Below are 19,661 nucleotides of genomic sequence, written 5' to 3' on the forward strand. Positions count from 1 at the left end.
TGCGAGGAAACTATTTATCTAGAGAGTTCTATGAAAACCTTCAGCTTCGACGATATTGGTATTGCAAAGATTTTTGCTGATTTTTCGCTGAGCATCCCCCCACATCAACGCGACTATGCGTGGACTGAAGAAGAGGTCGAGCAGCTTTTTTCAGATATCGAAGCAGCTTATCGCGGCAGTTCTGAATATTTCCTCGGAACTATTGTTGCGATTGAGGATAAGTCAACAGGTGGTCTGAGCGTAGTAGATGGCCAACAACGGATGACCACCACCTATTTGCTACTTACTGCTATTAGAGATTATCTAGACAAGAACGAAATCGGCAAAGAGATATCAATCTCTCTTCAAAATAGTTACCTCTTCAGCAGTGACCGGCGTGAAGGCTTCAAGCAGCGTCTTTCGCTTAATACTGATGACAGGGCTTATTTCAAGAAACTTACTTCAAAAAACTCTGAGGAACACTGGCCGCCGAAAGAAAGCCGAACCTCTCACAGACTTCTCAAATCGGCATACTTTCTAGCAGAAAAGCGCGTTCAAGGAATTGCGAAGTCGGTTACAGGTGTTGATGCGCCTGAAACGCTGAACAACTGGATTGACTACCTTGAGCGTTCCGCCCAAGTCATTCTTTTACGTGCGCACGACCAAGCACGCGCGTTCAAGATGTTTGAAACTCTGAACGACCGAGGACTTCGGACTTCACAGGCTGATCTGGTGAAAAGCTACTTGTTCGGCCTCTCAGATAGGAAGATCGGTGAAGCGCAATCCAAATGGTCTAATATGTTGGAAAATCTGCGGGAACTCGGAGATGACGACCCGCAAGTTTCATTCTTGAGACACTACTTGATCGCATTTTCTGGATTCGTTCGTGCAGACGGTGTCTATGAGGCTATTCAAACGAGGTTTAAGAATGAGGGAACATCGCTCTCTTTCCTAACATCCTTGGCGGAAACTTCGCGGACCTACACTGCGACCTTTAACTCTGAGAATGAATATTGGGACAGCTATTCAGCCAGTGCGCGTAAATATCTTAAAGACTTCAACTTCTTTGACTTGAAGCCGATGAGACCCCTTCTGCTGGCGATCTCCACGAAATTCAGCCAGAAAGAATTTGAAAAATCCATTAGGTATCTGACGTCGCTCAGCTTGCGCCTTGTATTGTCCGCTAGGACGCGAAGTGGCTCCAATGAACAAGCCTTCGCGGATGCTGCAATAAAAATCACCCGAGATGAGATATCAAAGCACCAAGAACTCGTTGACTCCTTGAAAAAAATCTTCGTTACAGACAAAGATTTCTATGAGGTATTTGCAAATGCGAAGGTTTCGAAGTCAGCTCTAGCTAGATATATTTTGAGGGAATTGGAGCACACTGCATCACCGAAAAAGGGTGAAGCAGAGTGGGTCAATACCGACCCTCAGCAAATCACCCTTGAACACATTCTTCCCAAAACTCGCCCAATCTCTGGTTGGGAGAAGTTTGATGCTGATCTGCACGCAGAGAATAAGACTCGCCTTGGCAACCTCTGCCTTTTGAAGAGGAGCGAAAACAACGAAATGCCAAACGATAGCTTCGCTACCAAGAGACCATTCTTCGAAAAGAGCAGCCTTGTTGTGACTGCCGCACTAGCCGAATACGAAAGCTGGTCACCAGAGGTCATAGATGAACGACAGCGATCTATGGCAGAGCTAGCGCTAAAGACATGGCCAACTGTATAGATTGAGATACTACGTCTGGTTTGAGGAAACTGCTCTTGAGAAGTCAGCGCAATCTTCCTGCCTATTAAGCACTGTAGCCGCGCACTGCACGAAGGGAAGCTAATGAGGTGGTCCCTGAGTAGACACTGGAAGTGACCCTTTTGCAGTGGCTTAAGGAGAACTTCATGGCGCGTCCCGCGATGAACAAGACCGAGAAGATGATTGTGAGTTCTGAAAACAGATTAATTGCTAACTAGGCGACTGCCGCTAAAATTTGCTGCAAAAATCTGAGAAGCCCAGATCATATATACAGACGCGCGTTTCCCCCGTGGGGGGCCTCAAGGGCACCATACAGGCACCGAAGGGGAGTTGTTCAGGGAAGCCTAGCGCAACGCAAAGGCAAGACCCTACGCGCCCGCTCAGGGCCTGCGAGGTAGGGATGGATGATTGGGATGAGGTGATGGGGGGTACCCCTGTCATCTCCCCCTTTTTGTCCGCTAGGGTATACCTCAACGGTCACGCTATCGTGTCCGCTAAAGGGTGTCCGTTGGGGTTGATTTGATCTATCGGACAATATACACATCGGGCAGAACCCTTACGGACACCCAAGGAGAAGCCCGATGGTCACCGTTCTCTATGCCCGCGTATCAACTGCCGAACAGACGATTGGTCACCAGAAGGCCCAAGCTGAAGCCGCTGGCTTTGTGATTGATGAAGTTGTCTCAGACCACGGTGTATCCGGTGTGAGTGTCCCTCTTCGTGAACGAACTGAAGGACGCCGCCTGTTCGATATGCTCAGAACGGGAGACACTTTAGTGGTCCGTTGGGTGGACCGTTTGGGGCGCAATTACCAAGACGTGACGGACACCATTCGGGAGTTCATGCGGAAGGGTGTCATCATCCGTACCGTGATCAATGGGCTGACCTTCGATGGTGCAACCAAAGACCCGATGCAGGAAGCCGTCAGAGACGCGCTGATAGCCTTTATGGCGGCAACTGCACAGGCACAGGCTGAGGCAACGAAAGAGGCCCAGAAGGCGGGCATAGAGGCCGCTAAAGGTGAAGGCACCAAGTACCTTGGCAAGAAACCTAGCTATGACCGAGCGACCCTTGAGCGGGTGATGGAGTTGCTATCACTGGGCACAGGGACGAGTGAGATTAGCCGTGAGACTGGCCTATCCCGCCAAGCGGTGTTGCGTGTGAAGGCTGACCCAGTTGGAGCGGACACTGCCCTAGCTAGATGGGGCCTCTGACATTCTTGGTTTTGAATGTATCACTATCAGTGTTTTTCAAACTCGGGGACTGAAACGCTGGACCTTGGGACACAAAAGGGGCACAGTGTGGGACACATTGGATGGGCGCTGATTTTGTAAGTACTTGAAATAAAGTGTTTATTGAGCCTGCTTTGGTGTCCGTGGAATCTTCTCGGCCGCACCATTTCTCCGATGCGGAGACCGGACAAGCGCTGACAGTCGTCGGCGCTTTTTGTTTTTCTCAATGCCCGTTGCAAAGAAAAAGCGCAAACCTTTCGGTCAGCGACTAAGTATTCGCTTGGCAGGGCTGTTTATGGCAAGACCGAGAGCCAGCCCCAGATCGTCAGGATCGAGGCGCCGGTTGCCAAGAACACACTAGAGGCGGCGACCCGTCGCGCACGCCCGTACATGTTGGCAAAGAGGTAGGCATTGATCCCCGGCGCCATCGAGGCGGTCAGGATCAGCGAGCGGGTTTCATTGGTGCCAAGGTGCTGCAAGTGGCCCAGAACCCATGCGATGCCCGGATGCATGATCAGCGACATGCAGCAGACAAAGAGGATGATGCGCAGATCGCCCTCGGGTTTGTAGCGCACCAGAATGCCCCCCAGACCGAACAGCGCCGCAGGAACCGCGCAACGGATCATCATATCGATGGCTTCCTTCAGCGGACCGGGCAGGGTCAGACCGCTGAGGTTCACGAACAGCCCGCAGGTGATGCCGATGATCAACGGGTTGCGGAACATCGCTTTCAGGACTTTGGGCACCAGAAAGCGGGGGTGGCGGTTTTCGGCGCGGACCAGTTCCATCGCGGTGATCCCGATTGCGTAGCAAAAGGGCGAATGCATGGCGATGATCGCGTAGTTCCATTCTAGCGCGTCGGCCCCATAGGCGCGCTCGGTGATCGGAATGCCAAGCAGCAATGAGTTCGAGAACAGGCAGCAAAAGCCGATCGCCACCGCGTCCTGCATGTCCCGTTTGAACACGTAACGGGCCACCAGAATGCCGATGATAAAGCAACTGACCGCGCCGCCGTAGAAACTGGACAAGAGGTTGAAGTTGAACTTGTCTCCGATATCCAGCGTCGCGATGCCACGGAACAGCAGGCACGGGACCGCAAAGGTCTGCGCGAACTTCATCAAAGCGTCGGTTGCGTTGTCGGAAAAGAGGCCCTTCCAAACTGCCAGGTATCCGAAGCCAATCACGATAAATACGGGAAGGATGACTTCGAATAGTGCCTGCATCAGTCTGGATACCTTAAGATCAGCCCGTCATAGGCTGGTGTGACATGTGAAGGTGTTTCTGCCTCTACGTCACAATAATCAAGATCGATATGCATGTTTGTCAGGACTGCATAGCGGGGTTGCATTTTCTCGATCCATTCCAAGGCCTTGGCCAAGTGGGCGTGGGTCGGATGGGGCTTGCGGCGCAATGCGTCCAGAATCCAGCAGTCCAGCCCTTCCAGTGCGGGCCAAGCCTCGGCCTTTATCTCTGAAACATCAGGAAGATAGGCCACATCCTTGATGCGGAAGCCGAGTGCGTCGATGCTGCCATGCTCGACCTCGAACGGGGTCAGGGTGATGTCCCCGCCAGCGCCGCTGATGGTGATCGGCCCGTCGATGCTGTGGATCGTCAGAATGGGCGGATAGGGCGAGCCTGCAGGCTGCACAAAGGCATAGCCGAACCGTGTCAGCAGGCTATCCTGCGTCGGCCCGTCGGCCCAGACATCCAGTTGCCGTCCGATGTTAAAGACCACCTGCCGCAGATCGTCCAACCCGTGTGTGTGATCCGCGTGGGCATGGGTGTAGACCACGCCGTCCAATTCACCGACACCGGCCGAGATCAACTGGTCCCGCATGTCGGGGGTAGTGTCGATCAGAACGCGGGTGGTGCCGTCTTCGGTCTCACGCTCGACCAGCAATGAGCAGCGGCGGCGCACGTTGCGCGCGTCGTTAGGGTCGCATTCGCCCCAATGGCCGCCAAGGCGAGGAACCCCGCCCGACGATCCGCAGCCCAGAATGGTAAAGCGCAGCTCGGCCATTTACGCGGCCTTCTGGAAGGCGGTGACCTTCGAGAACAGACGCTCGAAGTTGGCCTCCGTGGCGGCGGCGAATTCCTCATAGCTGATGCCGAACACTTCCGCGCCTTTGGCGGCGGTGTGGGCGCTATAGGCAGGCTCGTTCCGCTTGCCTCGGTAGGGAGGCGGGGCCAGATAGGGGCTGTCGGTCTCCACCAGAATACGGTCCAGCGGCGCGCTGGCGAATATGTCGCGTAGGTCCTGGCTTTTGGGGAAAGCCGCGATGCCGGACATGGACAGGTAGAAGCCCAGATCCAGCGCGGCGCGGCCCAGTTCGGCGCTGCTGGAGAAGCAGTGCATCACGCAGGAGTAAGCGCCGTTCTTGTATTCTTCGGTCAGGATGCGGGCCATGTCGTCATCCGCATCGCGGGCGTGGATGATCAGGGGCAGGCCGCTTTCGCGGGCCGCTGCGATATGGATGCGCAGGCTGACTTTCTGCGCTTCGGCGCTGTCGGCGGTGTAGTGATAATCCAGACCGGTTTCGCCAATGCCCACCATCTTGGGGTGCTTGGTCAGTTCCATCAGATCATCAAAGGTCACGGGGGGATGTTCGGCCACGCTCATGGGGTGGATGCCAGCGGCGTAGAACACCTGCGGATAGGTGTCCGCGATCCTTTGCACCTCTGCCAGCTTGTGCAGCTTGGTGCAAATGGTGACCATCCGGGTGACGCCCGCCTCTGTGGCGCGGGCGATGACCGCGTCCAACTCGCCTTCAAAGTCGGGGAAATCCAGATGGCAGTGACTATCGGTGATGTGTGCTTTTGCGCTCATTGGGCACCTGCCGCCGTTCTGTTCATGTGAAACAGCGTATCTAGGATGAGAGCGGCAGGGTCAAGGTTCACCGCCCGCCCATGACGGAAGCGGGCCAGAGTCTCTTGCGCGGTGTCGGCCCATTTGCGGGCGGAATAGGCATCGGGGGCCAGCCGGTCGAACGCTTTTGGCTCTAGTTCGGCGGCGGCCACTTGCGAAGGGCCAAGGGCGCCGTGACGGGCAAGGCGGGCAAACGCCAGATCCAGAAGGGTGCCGAACAGCTCTAGCTTGGCTTCGGCGTTCTTGGCGCCAAGGCCCTCGGCCAGTTTGATGGCGCGGTGCTGATCCATCTGGGGCATGGTGCCCATCAGTTCCACCAGTTGGCGGTACATGGGCAGGCCGTCCAGTTGCAAAAGGCGCATCGCCCCGCCGACCGAGCCACCAGACAGCGCGGCCAGCGCATCCGTATTCTCGGCCACATCGGCACCGGCCTGTTCCAGCGCCTGCGCCATCGTGCCTGCATCCAAGGGACGCAACCGCAATTCGCGGCAACGCGACCGGATGGTCGGCAGCAAGCGCGAGGGCTGGTGGCTGATCAGAAGGATTGTGGTGCGGGCGGGGGGCTCTTCCAGCATTTTCAGCAGAGCGTTGGCGGCCTGCGTGTTCATCTCATCAGCGCTGTCCACGATCACTACGCGGCGACCGCCATCAACGGCAGAGAGGCTAAAGAACCCGTGCAGCTTGCGCACCTCATCTACGGTGATCTGGGCGCGCAGCTTGCCCGTCTTGTCGTTCCAACCACGGCGCAGCAAGAAGAGGCCCGGTTCTGATAGGGCGGCTATCCGGCGGGCAACGGGGTGTTCGGGGTCAACAGCCAAGGATGTGGCAGGGGGAGGCGCACCGAAAAGGCCGCCGCCGTCATCGGCAGGTTGGGACAACAAGAACCGTGCAATGGCCCAAGCAAAGGTTGCCTTGCCGACCCCTTGCGGGCCGGTGATCATCCAGCCGTGGTGCAGACGGTCGCTGTTGAACGCATCCAGAAACGCCGCCTCGGCCTCGGGGTGGCCAATCAGGCGCAGGGTCTCACGCGGATGCGGCGCACCCTCAACGCGGTCGGGCTCTGGGATTTGTTCGGCTTCGGGCGCTTTCATCGGTCCTCGGCAGCGTCGAAAAGGGTGCGGATCTGGCGGGCCACATCGTCAATCGGTTGATCGCCATTCACAATGCGAAAGCGATCCGCGAATTCGCGGGCAAGGCCAAGAAAACCGTCGCGCATTTTCTGCTGGAGTTCCACCCCGAAGCTTTCGAACCGCTCTTCACTGCCCTGACGGCCCAAGGCGCGGGCAAGGCCCACCTCTGGTGGCATGTCCACCAGAACCGTCAGATCAGGTTCTTGGCCGATCATCAGGCTGTGCAGCGCATCTACCTTTTCGCGCAGATCGCCACGGCTGAGGCCCTGATACATGCGGGTGCTGTCGGCAAAGCGATCACAGATCACAGTTTTTCCAGCAGCCACCGCGGGCCAGATCACCCGTTCCAGATGATCGCGGCGGGCGGCGGCGAACAGCAAGATTTCGGTCTCGGCGCTCCAGCGGTCTTTGTCCCCTTGCAGGACAAGTGCGCGGATTTCCTCGGCCCCCGGGCTACCGCCCGGTTCGCGGGTCAGCACCACATCGCGGCCTTCAGCGCGCAGTGCCTCGGCCAAGAGGCGGGCCTGCGTGGATTTGCCGGACCCGTCGATCCCTTCAAAGGTCACGAACAGTCCGCCGCGTGTCGTCTTGTCAGTCATTAGTTCGCGGCAGCCTCGGCCTGTTCACCAAGCTGGCGCAGCAGCACCTGCGCGGCGGTGCGCACGCGGCCTACAAAGCCCGCGCGGTCCACGCTGGAACTGGCGACCAGCGGCAGGCGGCGTTCAGGCAGACCCTCGGGGCGCAGGACCAGTTCGGCCACCGCTTGGCCCTTTTGGATCGGAGCCTCGATCGGGCTGTCGTAGATCACCTCGGCGGGGATGTCGTTGCCCGCCAGAACCGGCAGTAGCAGTTTCACGTCCTCGGCGGCGACCAGATCAACGGTTGTCTCGTTTCCCATCCAGACTTTGGCGGTAGCTAGGGGCGCTTCGGGGGCGGCGATGTGGCGTTCTGCGAATTGGCGAAAGGCCCAAGTAACGATCCGTTCAGCCTCCTCTGCGCGGGCTTGCTGCGAGGGAAGACCGCTCATAGCGAAAACGATGCGACGGTCGCTCTGCTTGGCCGAACCGACCAGACCATAGCCCGCCTCTTCGGTGTGGCCGGTCTTCAGACCATCCGCGCCGATGCCCAAGCTAAGAAGGGGGTTTCGGTTGTACTTGTTCTGGGGCGCACGACCGTCAAACTCGAAAACTTTCTGGGAAAACAGCGGATAGTACTGGGGGAAGTCCTGCATCAGGTGGTTTCCCAGTGTCACCAGATCCTTCATGCTCATCCGGTGTCCGGCAGCAGGCCAGCCGTTCGAGTTCGCGAAGGTCGAGTTTTCCAAGCCGATCTGGCGGCCCCGTTCGGTCATCATGCGGGCAAAGCCCGCTTCGGTCCCGTCCGGCGACAGAGCCTCGGCCAGCACCGCGCAGGCATCATTGCCCGACAGAACGATCACGCCGCGGATCAAATCCTCGACCTTCACGCGGTCGGTGGTATCCAGAAACATGGTCGAGCCGCCATAGCTCATGGCATGGGCCGAAACAGGCAGCTTTTCATCCAGCGTCAAACGCCCGTCGCCCAAGGCCTCGAAGGTCATGAACAGGGTCATGAGCTTGGACATCGAGGCCGGAGGCAGGGATTCCTCGGCGTTCTTGGACAGCAATACGGTGCCTGTCGTCTGGTCATAGACATAGGCTGCGCGCGCCCGTGTCTCAAACGACAGAACCGGGGTGGCGGCAACACTTGCCAGCAAGCCAGCGATCAGTACCAGTTTACGCATGTCCAGAACTCCTATCTGCGTCGCTGCTTAGTCTGTCACGAAATAGGCGTCGGTAAAGCCTTCGGTCTTCACTTTTGCCAACAAATCCGTTCTTTCCGATTTGTTCGCTGCGGGTCCGACAACGACACGCCAGAAGGTTTTGCCGCTGCTGTTGTGCTTGGTCACCTTGGGGACGATGCCGATCTTGCTCATCCGGTCAGCGGTGCGGGTGGCGTTCGCCTCCACACTGAAGATGCCGATCTGGATGTAGGGTTTCGAGAGCGAGGACGCCTGTGGCGCGGGCGCTGCCGGTGCCACAGGTGCCATCGGGGCAGGGGCCGCAATCACGTCGCTGCCCGGAACAGGCGCATCAATGGCGGCCTCGGCGGCGGCGATGGGATCAAGTGCTGCTGTTTCGATTTCCGGTGCGCCGTCCAAGGGCGCGGCATCCATGGGCATTGCGGCCTCAGGCTCGGCCACTTCCTGACGGCGCAGGGCGACAACGTTCAGATCGGCAGGCGCACCAGCCAGCATTCCCAGCGCCTCGGCCGCATCGGACGAGACTGCAAGGCGGGGGCCGGGGGTTTCCCGTTCGCGGCGGAACAGGGCACCGATCACGAACTTGCCGTTTGCTTCATTGCGGATGATGACCCGCTCGGGCTCGGACACGTCGGGGTGGGCAACCCAAACACCGCCAAGCGAGGGGCGGCCGTCCCATAGACCTTTTTCCATAGCCTGAAAGACCTCGGGTGCTTCAACATCACGCTCGACAATGCGGGTCGAAGGCGCTGCGGTTTCTGCCTCGGGCTTGCTCTGCCCAAGCGGTAGGCCGCCTTCCATACAACCCGCCAAAAGCGCGATCATCGCCACCCCGCCAAGGGTCGATTTCAAGGTGTTATGTGCCATCGGGACTGCCCTTTTGCCTTTTTGTCGGTGCTTTTCGCACCTTTATGTCAGGTGCCGCACCTGAGGATTTGCGGCTTTGCGGTGCACTCTACTCAAGAGCCCCGATCTTGGAAAGTCTGCCGATAACAGTTGGCTGAATTCTTCTGATGTTTTGAATAGCTTTAGTTTGCAGGAGCCCCCTTTTCGAATCGTTCCCGTCGCGGTAGTCCGACCTTCACTTTGGACCTTGCGGCTTTGCAGCGGTACCGAAGACTGCGGAAGTGTGGCCGAGTGGTTTAAGGCTCTAGTCTTGAAAACTAGCGTGCGGGGAACCGTACCGTGGGTTCGAATCCCACCGCTTCCGCCAAATCTTATTTAAAATCAATTGCTTAGACCAATCATTTGGCGTCTGCCCCCTTGTGTGCCCCCTTGCTTGGCATTGCTAAGGGACTCGTCTTCGTCTCATGCTGTTTCGACATGTTGCGGTGAAGCGATTGTCTTTCTACACAGCGACGAAATAGCTAGCTACTAAGTGCTGAGGTGAGGCGGCGCAGCTGCCTGTTGTAGCTTGCCGGAGGCTTGCATTGGTTGCATGGCAGGTGAATGCTTATTTGTGGTTCATTTTTTAAACAAATTCGTTTGAGGGGACACATAAAGAAATGCGATTGCCAGTCACGATGAGTAATTCTCGACAGGGGCGCTATGGTGAGGCGCGTTTCGCTGAACTTTGCCAAAATCCATCGGCAGGTGTTGAGGCGGTGGTTAATAAGGCTTCAGACGATGAACATGGTTGGGATCATGTCGTAGACTTGGTGCCTTATGCCATGAAGCATAAACCTGCCGATCTTGCGGATCATTTGGTTCAATGTTTTGCGCAGATCAAAACTACGCGGGGTGAGAAGGTCGCCGCGCGCATTAAATTGAGTAACGCGCTAAAAGCTGCAAAATCGCCAAACCCAAGTTTTGTATTCTTGTTTCATCAATACTCTGAGCATGAAGTGCCTGTGCTTTACGGTCGTCACATATGGGAAGATGAAATAAACTGGATACTAGAGAAGGCGCGCGAGGTTTCTGTGAAAGAACCCCAAAAGCCTTTGCATAAAGTTTTTTTAAATCTTCGATTTGGGCAAGGGGATATGGTCGATGGTCACCCTAGTGACTGGATGTTCAAAGCTGTTGAGCGCTTGGGTGCAGGGCGCTACTCCAAGGCAAAGATTAAAGTTGTCGAGACAGTGGGCTATGAGCCGTTTTCCCATCTAGGGAAGTTGCAGTTTCCCACAGGGACTTCTTTGAGGGATTTAGTATCTCATCAACTTGGAATGATTGATGATTTGCCGGTGAGCAGGGTCCAGTTCTTTGATCGGCGCTTCGGTATTGAAGTCCAAACTTCTGACGAACTTGGGGGTGGTCGCATTGAAATTTCAGGGAGGGAGATGCCCGCTACCTTGAGGCTTGTTTCTTCTGATGGTCGAGCGATAGAGATACCGGCTATTGTTCTCACCCCCTCTTTTCTCGAAGTTGATGATCCAGAGTTTCGCCTTCGTGTGGATGCCGGAGGCATCAATATTTTTCAATCTGTTGGTGATCAAAGGCAAGAGTTTAATTACAAGTTAGACGTTAACCAGCCACGCAATTTGAGGCAATTAATTGGCCTTATGTGCCTATTGGATTGGGGCGTGGATGATGGGGTCAAGTTTGAAGTGTATATTGAAGAAGGTGAAATTCTTTCCGGAGAAGTGACGGGATTGCCGCCAGTGGAGAGTTGGGTGCACATGCAGGCAGTGGCAGGACTTCACATCTTGGACATTATAGGTCCGGGGAAATGTGACAAGGTTGAGATAAGTCACGTAGAATTTAACAAGTGCGTGAAAGATATGTATTTTGTAGCCTCAATCGTGGGTGCGGGGTCATTCAATTTTCAGGGCGTTTTCGCACGGGAAATCGAGAATTTCTCAGGATTGCTGGGCTATAGTTTTACGGAGGTAGGCGGGTGGTGCATTGGCGCAATTTACCAATTTGAATGTAAGGCTAGAGGTGGCGCTGATGATATGCAGGTATTTTATTTCTCAAATTCAAGAATTTTGAAGCGATTTTCTTTTAGGCAGCCAATAGAAGTTTTTAAAAAATTAGTTGTTTTGGAGTTCGAGAAAGTACGGGCTAACCTGAGCGACCCACATGCAGTGCTGCTGAATGGTAACTTTTCAGAGTTGGGCTGTGCCGTAAATGAGGGCAGAGATATTAGTTTGGACATTCGTTGAGCGGTGAAAGTTCTGGTGTGAGATATTCGGAACCTCTCTATGAACGCTTGCTATTGGGCCTTTGTTTGGTCGGTCGGGTCGCGGGCACCGTGCTTCGCCCCCCGGCCTCCCCCGAACGCCGCAGTTTTTCTCTTATCCCCCAGCACGGCAAAATTTGTGTGTTCTGGACTTTTTGACGATTCAGACAAATTAAAGAACGTCCCGTGCCGGGGTTCTAAGTTGGGCGAAAGCCCGCGAAAACCCAAAGGCCTACACGCTTCAAGATCAAGAAGCCTAGTAGAAAAATGAATGGGAATGTTGCTACCGTAAGTCGTACCAAAGGCTCGTCCCCGGAAGCACGGTTTAGCATGGATTGGGGTGTGGTAACGTGGCAATAACGCTGAATTTCAGATGAAAAGTAGTAAATTGTGCTATCGGGAGCGAAGCCCTTCGGGAGGGATTTGAAGTGCGATGGGCACCAGTTTTTATCTGATAGTTCTGCAAGAGCGATCTTTTGACCTGCCAGTTCGTCGCCCGCTGCAATTAGAAAGAAGATTGTCCAAGGCACTGCAAGGCAAATCCAGAGCCTAAATCCGCCTCTGCCCCAATTGATCTTACTCAGCTTGCGGGAAACACTCTTTTGGTTCGTCTGCTGTTTGCCTTCTACCTCTCCGCTCAAATCAACCCCCTGCCGGTGTTTTGTGTTGCCGTGACAGTTGCTGTAATTTTATTGAGCATTGCAAGTCCCGTTGCTGCTGCCGTCCAGAGTGAATTGGAAGCCATGTCAGGCGTATTTGTTAATTGTAATAAATTGAAAATTTACGTCGTGATGCTAAAATTAGTTGATCTGCCAAGTGGCATTGGATTTTAGGTAAGCTAAAATGACGTTTTATAGCCAAGAACATGAGCAATCATTCAAATCGGCGAGTGAACTTGTGCGGCGTGGCGGTGCCCAAGCGCCCGTGTGCGGGGCGCGTACGCGTACGGGGGCAGCATGCCAGCAGATTCCTATCCGTGAAGGTAAGGGGCGCTGTTTGCGGCATGCGGGGCCGCATGCCGCACGCGCATTCCGGCAGCGCCAAAGGGATGATTTTATGGCGGGTAAGGTCTCTGCGGATGCGTGGAGGCGATCAGAAGCCCGCAGGGCGGTCAATCGTTTGGCGCGTGCTTGGCGGTCAAATCCGTGGTTGCCGGGTTCTACGGTTGATCTGGCAGGGGCAGAGCAGGATTTCCGTTCGGAACTGTCGTGCCGTTTGCTGAATGTCGAAGCCATGCCGCCCGCAGTCGCTGATTGGCTGCGTTGGCGATACCGTAGGACGCAAATTGACCGGCAGAGTGAGGCGCTTTGGCTGCGCGACTTGTTGGAGCGCCTGCCGGAACGTTTGGCCGCTGCTGGGCCGCGCCCCGCCGCCGATGTTGAAGCCGCGCCTCTTGGAAAAGGGGCTGGCGCTTGCTGGACGGTCAAAGACGATGCAGGACAGGGGCGTTCGTCGCGCATGCGTGACGACGTGCCGAAAGCCCCTCCCGTGGTGCGAATTAAAAAACATGGGCGACGCGGGCGTCCCAAAACTCAGGATGCGGGAGAAATTGAATTGCGGGATTTGATGGAAATCTATCGGGAGAACCGCGCAGTTCTTTCCCCCATGCTTGGGCAATGTGCGGGGGAAGCGGAGCGTCTGGCGGTTCTACGTGCGTTGCGCGATTTTCAGGCCGATCCTCAAGAGAGTGGCCCGCGTGCGCAATGGCTCGAATATGTGCGCCTGTTGCGGGTTACATAATACGGGGCACCCGCTGCCCCCGCATTGGCACCTGCTTCGGCCATTCTACATCATCCAGCAATCCCCATTCTTCCAAACCATAGGGCGTTTCCGCTTTGGTGCGGGGTGGGGCCCGTCCAACTTCCCCCGCTGCCAGTCGCCTTGGTTCTGCGGCACTGTGCGACCGGGCAGGATGATGTGGCGCAACATTGCGCAGGTCTGCCAATGCTCGGTTGCCCGCTTGCGAAGCCCAAGTGCAACGTGCGTGTTGAAGCCTGCCAAATCGGCGTCGGTAGCCGGGGGCCACTTGCCCGCAAATCCGCAGTAGAATTCGAGAGGCTCAGTCACTGCATAGATTGTGTTGTGAATCTCAAACAGTTCTGGTGTCCACTTTGGCTCATTGTCGCGGGGGAGGGAGGCGCGGACGCGTAGCGCAACGATGAGTGTCGGGCAGGGGCGCTCCTTCTCTTGCTGCGTAGCAACTGCAATCTCTGCTAGGTCTGGACGTGCGTCCAGTTGTGTCCGCAGTACGTCCAAGTCCAAGCGGTGCTTGGACGCCAAGGGCGCAGTGATGAGGTCGTGCCATTCGCGCACGAGGCTAAAGTGGTTGGGGAGTTTCGCTGTATACACTGTAACAGCCTTTCTGTGTTTTGTGACAATGTGTCGGAGAAGGGGAGCATAACCGCTCGGTTGTGACCCCCATTTTCAAGCTGATTGCGCCAGTGCCCGACGAACTTTGAGCAGTATTTGCGCCAGTGCGACGGTGGAGCGCGGCGGTTGCTCCAGTCCCCCGGCACGGGGGCAAAAAAACCCTTATTTCTTTGCGACGCTCCAGTGGTTTCCTAAGTAGTTTCACTGGAGCGTCGCACCCGCCAATGGGGGGCCTCCCTTGAGGTCGGCCCCCACATGGGCGCTGGTTTCGCGACGGTTTGCGCCAGTTGCGCCAGTGGTGCGACAGTGGCACTGGCGCAACTGGCGCAACTGAGAATGCCCCTGCCGGTCACGAGGCTTTTCAGTTTTCATCTTTACCGACACACGACACAACGGGTTCCCCGGCCCGCAAAAACGGGCGACCTTTCCGCGTCCCGCTGTCCGACTCTTGCACCTCAATCAAAGCACCGCATGCAAGCCCCTCTACAATGATGCCCCGAACGCGCGCACGGGCGGTAAGTTGTTCCTGTGTGAGGTTCGCGGCACGCGTGCCCGGACGTCCAATGTTCAAGCCCAGCGCATCCGCAATTAAGTAGCCCGCCCAGTGTTCAGCACGTTCCGAGGCACGCGCCAATTCGGGCTTTCCGTTGATTGCGTGCTGGGCAATTGCCAGATCATTTTGGGTTGCCTTGGCGGGAGCGGGGGGCGTCCAACGTTCGACGGTTTGCACGTCGTCGCCGTCGGGGTATTCACGCGTCTTATTGCCCAGCTTTACGCCGATCAGCTTGAACCACGTCCGATCTTCGAGCGGCGCGAGGTTGCCCTTGCCGTTGGCGACGCAAATGTGCTGCCATGCCTCTGCCGGAGGTACACCTAGTTTGCGGGCTTCGGTGTCGCTCATGCGCGATAGCTGCCGGACAACACGGGCCGCATCCACAAATGCTGACGCGCCGCGTGCGGCACCGGCACCCGCGCCGTCCATATCTTTAGCCGCAAGTTTCCCGACGTGGTGAACAAGGACGATTGCGACGCCAGTGCTATGCGCAATCTTGCGCAGTCCGTCCATGAGGATGTTCACAGCTTCGTTGGAGTTTTCAGGGAGGGTGTGGAATGCGCCCAGAGGGTCCAAGATAAGGACGTCGATCCCTTCGGATTTGATGCGCTCAATGATCCCTTCCGCGACGCCGGGAGTGAGTTCCGGCCCGTCTTTCCCCTGCCGGGCCAAGAGGATTTTCTCGTCGCGTCCGTTCGTCATATAGAGGCGTCCGCCGAGGTCTGCGTCGCTGATTTTGTGGTGCATCATCGTCGCAGCAAGGCGGCGCTGCAATTCGTCTGCTCCGTCTTCACCATTGTGAAGCCAGACCTTCAGAGGGCGACGTGGGGCGTCGCCGGGCAAGAGAACCTTGCCCGTTGCCATTGCTACAGCCTCCGTCATGGTGAGCGCAGATTTGCCCGAACCGCCCGGCGCTGCGACGATAGAAATGACGTCACCAATCACACTCTTGCCGTAAAGAAAGCGGCGAGGGGGGATTTGCGAAGGCGTGCTTGCAGTCACAGGCGTAAAAGCAGCGGAGGTCAGGGCAGCGGTGTTTGCAGCAGCTTCTTGGCTGAATGCATGCTGCGCAGTCGCCGTCTTTACGCGGGCGTGACCTTGAAGGTTCGTGCGCTCTAATTCCCGCATCACCGTGCCCCATCCAGTGTGGGGTTGATCGCAAGTGTCCCAGAACTTCTCATCAGCGCTGGCGTCACTGTGCCCCGGCCACCGGGCGCACCAAGCCAGCCAGAGGTCGCGTGCTGCTGCGTCGATCCCAGCCGCCACAGCCGCCCCCTTGATTGCGTGGCCGATCCGCGACCACTCGGCCCGATCATCAAACGCGCCGTTGTTTGGCAGTTCGCTCAGGGCGAGTTCAAGGATTTGAAGGCTGGGCGCTTCCCATCCAGTCTTAGACCCGCTGGATGCGCTGCCAGAGTTAGCTTTGCCGCTGTCAGCCTTCGGCTGCCCCTTGCCGGGCAACGTGAGGCGCGACGCGATGCTTTGAATAGCGCTTTGCGTGTCCCCCATTGTCCGAGCGCTGGGCTTGGCGTTCTGCGCTTCGGGCAAGGTGAAACGCGGGGTTGCGCCGCGACGCCTCTTGCTGGGGGTGGGGATGTTGACAGTGTAGGGCAGGCGGGCAATGCGGGGCGCGTCGCTCATGTCGTCCGCGCCAAGGGTCTCCATCAGGGAGCGAAGCGAAGCGGTAGCTTCTGCGGAAATTTCCTCACTTTGCTGCAAACGGAACCAAATGTGCCGCCCGTTGCCGGTGTCCAATTCAAGCGCGGGGCCAAGATCGCGAAGGGCTTTCACAGTGTTGCGCCATTCAGGATCGCTGGCGGGCGCGTCCTTGTTGTCCAAGTCAAAAAAGAAGCTGCGACGAGCCGCCACGTCTTCGGTTTTTGCCCGACTTACGGTCCCGTCCATGTGTTCCCGGCGCGGGTTCGCGCCGAAATAAATGTTCCGTTTTCCGATATGGGTGCGAATGAAGGCCAGCGCCTTTTTGCGCCCCTCCGGGTCGTTAAGGCGGGCGTGCAGGCTAAGAGCACCACCGCCGTTTGATGCGTGAAGGGCTGAAAGTTCTACAACGTCCCCTGCGTCAAAAAGAGGTCCGATTGCGTTCAGGGCCAATTCGGCAGCGCCACCCCCTGCCAGAAGCGAAGCGGCTTGGCTTTGGGCGCTTTGGTTCGAGATCAAACCAATGGCGCATTCCGCTTCTAAGTGGCGGAGTTGTCCGTGGTCTGCTGCTTGGATTGCTCCTGCGTCCTTGGCGGCATCAAGAGTACTCAGCCACGCCAAGATTTCATCTTGCGCGTGGCTGTTATCGACAACTTCTTGTTCTGTGTCGTGAGTGGGGTTATCATACGGCATAGCGTAAAATCCTAATTGGCCCTGTTTGTGCGTGGTGGCACAGGCGGGGCCGTTTCGTTTTTCATTCAGGCGGAAGCGGCTTCACGTTTCGCAAGCCAGTCGCTCACGTCGTCCTGTGCCCAGCGCGGGGTGTCTGCGCTCAGGTAGATTGGCCGGGGGAAGCACCCTGCCTGAACCCAACGGACTAGCGTGCTTTTGGACACGCCCAGCAGGTCGATAACATCAGAGCGTTTCAAGAGTTTGAGCGATTTTTTTTGCATGGGTTTACCTTCGATTTGGGTGCGTGATGGTTCGCCGTGAACACCCGTAGATTCCGAATCTTGAAAGCTGGTGTCAAGGAAATCCGCGCCGTGATGTTTCGTTAAGTTATTGATATATTTGACAAAATGGACAAAGCTGCACGGTGTCCCCTTTGTTTTCACGGCTTTGGTTTGGGAAGGGCTGGGCAAAATAAAAGCTGCATCCGCGTTGCCTGCGGTGCAGCTTTTGACAGTGTGGTCAGGGCTTGTGTCGGTGTGTCGCGTGTAACAGTGGATTTCGTATTGAGCGTCACTAGTTTTTCGGGCGGCTATCCAAGAATTCGGCCCATTCCTGCATCAGTTTGATTCGCCGTTGATAGGCGTCCCCGCGCCGGTAAGCGGCGTCTACCTTGTCGCCAATCATATGGGCCAGTGCTGCCTTGATCGCGCCATAAGGTGCATCTGCGCAGTCTTCGGCCCAATCCCTGAATGCAGAACGGAACCCGTGCGGGGTTGCGTTTTCTACGTCCATCCGTTTCAGGACAGCGGCCAGAGTCATGTCCGACATTTTTGAGCCAGTCCGCGCTCCGGGGAAAACGAGTGCCGCCCCCGTTTGGTCACTGTCAGGCCGTTGCGCTGCAACTTCGTTCAGGATTTCAATGGCACGATCAGTGAGAGGCACTTTGTGTTCCTGCTTCGCCTTCATGCGCCATGCCGGAATGGTCCACCTGCGGGCGTCTAGATCAAATTCATTCCACGTCGCGCCCCGAACCTCGCCCGACCGTGCGGCGGTCAGAATGGCGAATTCAAGCGCCCTTGCCGCCGTCCCTTGCCGTGCCCGTAGGCTTGGGATGAAGTCCGGCAGAGCGCGCCAAGGCATAGCGGCATGATGCCCGCGTTTGCCCTTGGGTTGTTTGGGTAGGAGATTTGAAAGATGCCCGCGCCACGTCGCTGGATTTGGTCCTGTGCGGATGCCCATTGCAGTTGCCGCGTCCAACATACGCTCAATCCGGCCCTGCGTCCGCTTTGCGGTTTCGGGCTTTTCTTCCCAGATTGGTTTCAGGACTTCCAAAACATCGTTCGTCTCAATGTCTTGAATTGCCTTTGAGCGTAGCGGTTCTGCGTAAACGGTCAGGGTCATGCGCCATTGTGCTTGGTGCTTGGCGTTTGAGTATTGGCGTAAATTTGCCTCCATCCATTCATCGCAGAATTGGCCGAACGTCACGGGCTTTTGGCGCTGGGCGTCTTGGCGTTGCTGTTCAATGCTGCGGTTGCGTTCATCAATCGGGTCGATACCCGCACGTACCAGTTTCCTAGCGGCTTCGGCTTGGTCGCGAACTTCGGCCAAAAGAACGCCTCCGTGCCCGGCAGCGCCCAACCCCATCTCGCGCCGCTTTCCTGTGATGGGGGAGTTGAAGCGTAGCAGCCAGCGTTTCCCGCCGTTGTTCGAGATGTGCATGATCAGTCCGCCTCCGTCCATGTAGTAGCCGGGTTCGGAGGCGGAGTTGACCTGTTTGGCGGTGAGCCGCGCCAAGGAGCGGCTACGGCTCTGCTTCGATTGCTGCGTTTGGGTCACCGGGTTTCCTCTCTCTATCTCGCCTGTGCTGGGCTTGTCGCAGGGCGGTGCGGTCAAAGGCCGGTGAGGCGGCGATAGTCCCTAACGAGCGAGGCGGGCACGCCCGCTTCATGTGCTGCCGTTTCGGTGGAGTGGCCTTCATCTTCAATCAGCGTCCAGAGAAGCGAAGCGAGTGAGTTCCACTCTGCCGGAAGTGCAGAGGCGGCAGCGTCAGACAGGCCGGGAAGTGCCGCCAGCACTTCGGCGAACGACGAGCCGAGAGTGGCGTAATTTGTGTGTGCGGGGGTGTTCACGGGGTGAAGCATAGGGAACGTCCATTTTAAGGGGGCATTGTGTGTAGTGCCCCCTTATCTGCCCCCTTATTTGATGGAATTGCAAGAGTCTTTGTGATCCGCTATGGATTGTGTGTTTCTTCTATTTGTCTGTTTTGTCAGAATAAATTGATCTACCAAGAGTTCGTGTGATACGCTGTGAACCTCTATAAGGGCGGACACCGCTTCCGCCATTAAATTTCCGGTGGAAATTTTATTTCACCATAAAATCAATGACTTGAGCGTCGCGCGGCCTGTACCTGCGGTACCCCTGCATTGTTTTGGTTCACAATCTGGTTCACGAAGATGCAGTGGAGGGCGCTCGATGTCGGTCGTCAAACGCGGTGGCGTGTACCATCTACGGCGGCGTGTTCCTGTCCGCTTCTCGAACATCGAGACCCGT

The 19,661-nt window shown here is 56.7% G+C and carries 16 protein-coding genes and 1 tRNA gene; 6 read left to right on the forward strand and 11 right to left on the reverse strand.

Annotated features, from left to right (window positions below):
* Window positions 1-30 precede the first annotated feature (30 nt).
* Window positions 31-1,713, forward strand: a complete 1,683-nt coding sequence (locus CLV74_RS02315; protein WP_106262582.1) for a DUF262 domain-containing protein — start codon at window positions 31-33, stop codon at window positions 1,711-1,713.
* Between the two features lie 599 nt (window positions 1,714-2,312).
* A complete protein-coding gene (locus tag CLV74_RS02320; RefSeq protein ID WP_106262583.1) occupies window positions 2,313-2,945 on the forward strand; it encodes a recombinase family protein in 633 nt (210 codons plus the stop codon).
* Window positions 2,946-3,256: 311 nt separating this feature from the next.
* Here the strand turns inward: CLV74_RS02320 and CLV74_RS02325 are convergent, their stop codons facing one another.
* The 7 genes from CLV74_RS02325 to CLV74_RS02355 are packed head-to-tail and all read right to left on the reverse strand — an operon-like array spanning window position 3,257 to window position 9,606.
* On the reverse strand, window positions 3,257-4,186 hold the full coding sequence (locus tag CLV74_RS02325) for an AEC family transporter (protein WP_106262584.1): 930 nt from the start codon (window positions 4,184-4,186) through the stop codon (window positions 3,257-3,259).
* On the reverse strand, window positions 4,186-4,983 hold the full coding sequence (locus CLV74_RS02330) for an MBL fold metallo-hydrolase (RefSeq protein WP_106262585.1): 798 nt from the start codon (window positions 4,981-4,983) through the stop codon (window positions 4,186-4,188). Before CLV74_RS02330 ends, CLV74_RS02325 begins: the two co-directional genes overlap by 1 nt.
* Window positions 4,984-5,790, reverse strand: coding sequence for a TatD family hydrolase (locus tag CLV74_RS02335; RefSeq protein WP_106262586.1), 807 nt, complete (start codon window positions 5,788-5,790; stop codon window positions 4,984-4,986).
* Window positions 5,787-6,920, reverse strand: coding sequence for a DNA polymerase III subunit delta' (locus CLV74_RS02340; RefSeq protein ID WP_106262587.1), 1,134 nt, complete (start codon window positions 6,918-6,920; stop codon window positions 5,787-5,789). Before CLV74_RS02340 ends, CLV74_RS02335 begins: the two co-directional genes overlap by 4 nt.
* Window positions 6,917-7,558, reverse strand: a complete 642-nt coding sequence (gene tmk, locus CLV74_RS02345) for a dTMP kinase (protein ID WP_106262588.1) — start codon at window positions 7,556-7,558, stop codon at window positions 6,917-6,919. The genes CLV74_RS02340 and tmk overlap by 4 nt, the downstream gene beginning before the upstream one ends.
* Window positions 7,558-8,721 (reverse strand): D-alanyl-D-alanine carboxypeptidase family protein, encoded by a 1,164-nt coding sequence (locus CLV74_RS02350; protein WP_106262589.1) that lies wholly within the window; start codon window positions 8,719-8,721, stop codon window positions 7,558-7,560. The genes tmk and CLV74_RS02350 overlap by 1 nt, the downstream gene beginning before the upstream one ends.
* 27 nt (window positions 8,722-8,748) lie before the next feature.
* Window positions 8,749-9,606 carry an SPOR domain-containing protein gene (locus tag CLV74_RS02355; protein ID WP_106262590.1) on the reverse strand — a complete coding sequence of 286 codons (858 nt, stop codon included), beginning with the start codon at window positions 9,604-9,606 and terminating at the stop codon, window positions 8,749-8,751.
* Between the two features lie 256 nt (window positions 9,607-9,862).
* On the opposite strand from CLV74_RS02355, the gene CLV74_RS02360 reads away from it, so the two are divergent.
* From CLV74_RS02360 to CLV74_RS02370, 4 genes are all read left to right on the forward strand, one after another.
* Window positions 9,863-9,952: transfer RNA gene (locus CLV74_RS02360), tRNA-Ser, on the forward strand.
* 298 nt (window positions 9,953-10,250) lie between these two features.
* Window positions 10,251-11,843 carry a hypothetical protein gene (locus tag CLV74_RS02365; protein ID WP_146134891.1) on the forward strand — a complete coding sequence of 531 codons (1,593 nt, stop codon included), beginning with the start codon at window positions 10,251-10,253 and terminating at the stop codon, window positions 11,841-11,843.
* Window positions 11,844-12,462: 619 nt separating this feature from the next.
* The gene (locus tag CLV74_RS22525) at window positions 12,463-12,693 is read left to right on the forward strand and encodes a hypothetical protein (protein WP_146134892.1); all 231 of its coding nucleotides are present in this window, start codon (window positions 12,463-12,465) and stop codon (window positions 12,691-12,693) included.
* Window positions 12,694-13,075: 382 nt separating this feature from the next.
* Window positions 13,076-13,600: a hypothetical protein gene (locus CLV74_RS02370; protein WP_106262592.1), complete on the forward strand. Its 525-nt coding sequence runs from the start codon at window positions 13,076-13,078 to the stop codon at window positions 13,598-13,600.
* A gap of 991 nt (window positions 13,601-14,591) precedes the next feature.
* Here the strand turns inward: CLV74_RS02370 and CLV74_RS02380 are convergent.
* The 4 genes from CLV74_RS02380 to CLV74_RS02395 form a co-directional block, all read right to left on the reverse strand.
* Window positions 14,592-17,132 carry an AAA family ATPase gene (locus CLV74_RS02380; protein WP_106262594.1) on the reverse strand — a complete coding sequence of 847 codons (2,541 nt, stop codon included), beginning with the start codon at window positions 17,130-17,132 and terminating at the stop codon, window positions 14,592-14,594.
* A 65-nt stretch (window positions 17,133-17,197) separates the two neighbouring features.
* Window positions 17,198-17,581, reverse strand: a complete 384-nt coding sequence (locus CLV74_RS22530) for a helix-turn-helix transcriptional regulator (RefSeq protein WP_146134893.1) — start codon at window positions 17,579-17,581, stop codon at window positions 17,198-17,200.
* Window positions 17,582-17,684: 103 nt separating this feature from the next.
* Window positions 17,685-18,947, reverse strand: coding sequence for a tyrosine-type recombinase/integrase (locus CLV74_RS02390; RefSeq protein WP_245888431.1), 1,263 nt, complete (start codon window positions 18,945-18,947; stop codon window positions 17,685-17,687).
* A 53-nt stretch (window positions 18,948-19,000) separates the two neighbouring features.
* Window positions 19,001-19,252 (reverse strand): hypothetical protein, encoded by a 252-nt coding sequence (locus CLV74_RS02395; RefSeq protein ID WP_106262596.1) that lies wholly within the window; start codon window positions 19,250-19,252, stop codon window positions 19,001-19,003.
* Window positions 19,253-19,661: the final 409 nt, after the last annotated feature.

The sequence above is a fragment of the Donghicola tyrosinivorans genome (genome assembly GCF_003003355.1).
GTDB classification, from domain to species: Bacteria; Pseudomonadota; Alphaproteobacteria; order Rhodobacterales; family Rhodobacteraceae; genus Donghicola; species Donghicola tyrosinivorans.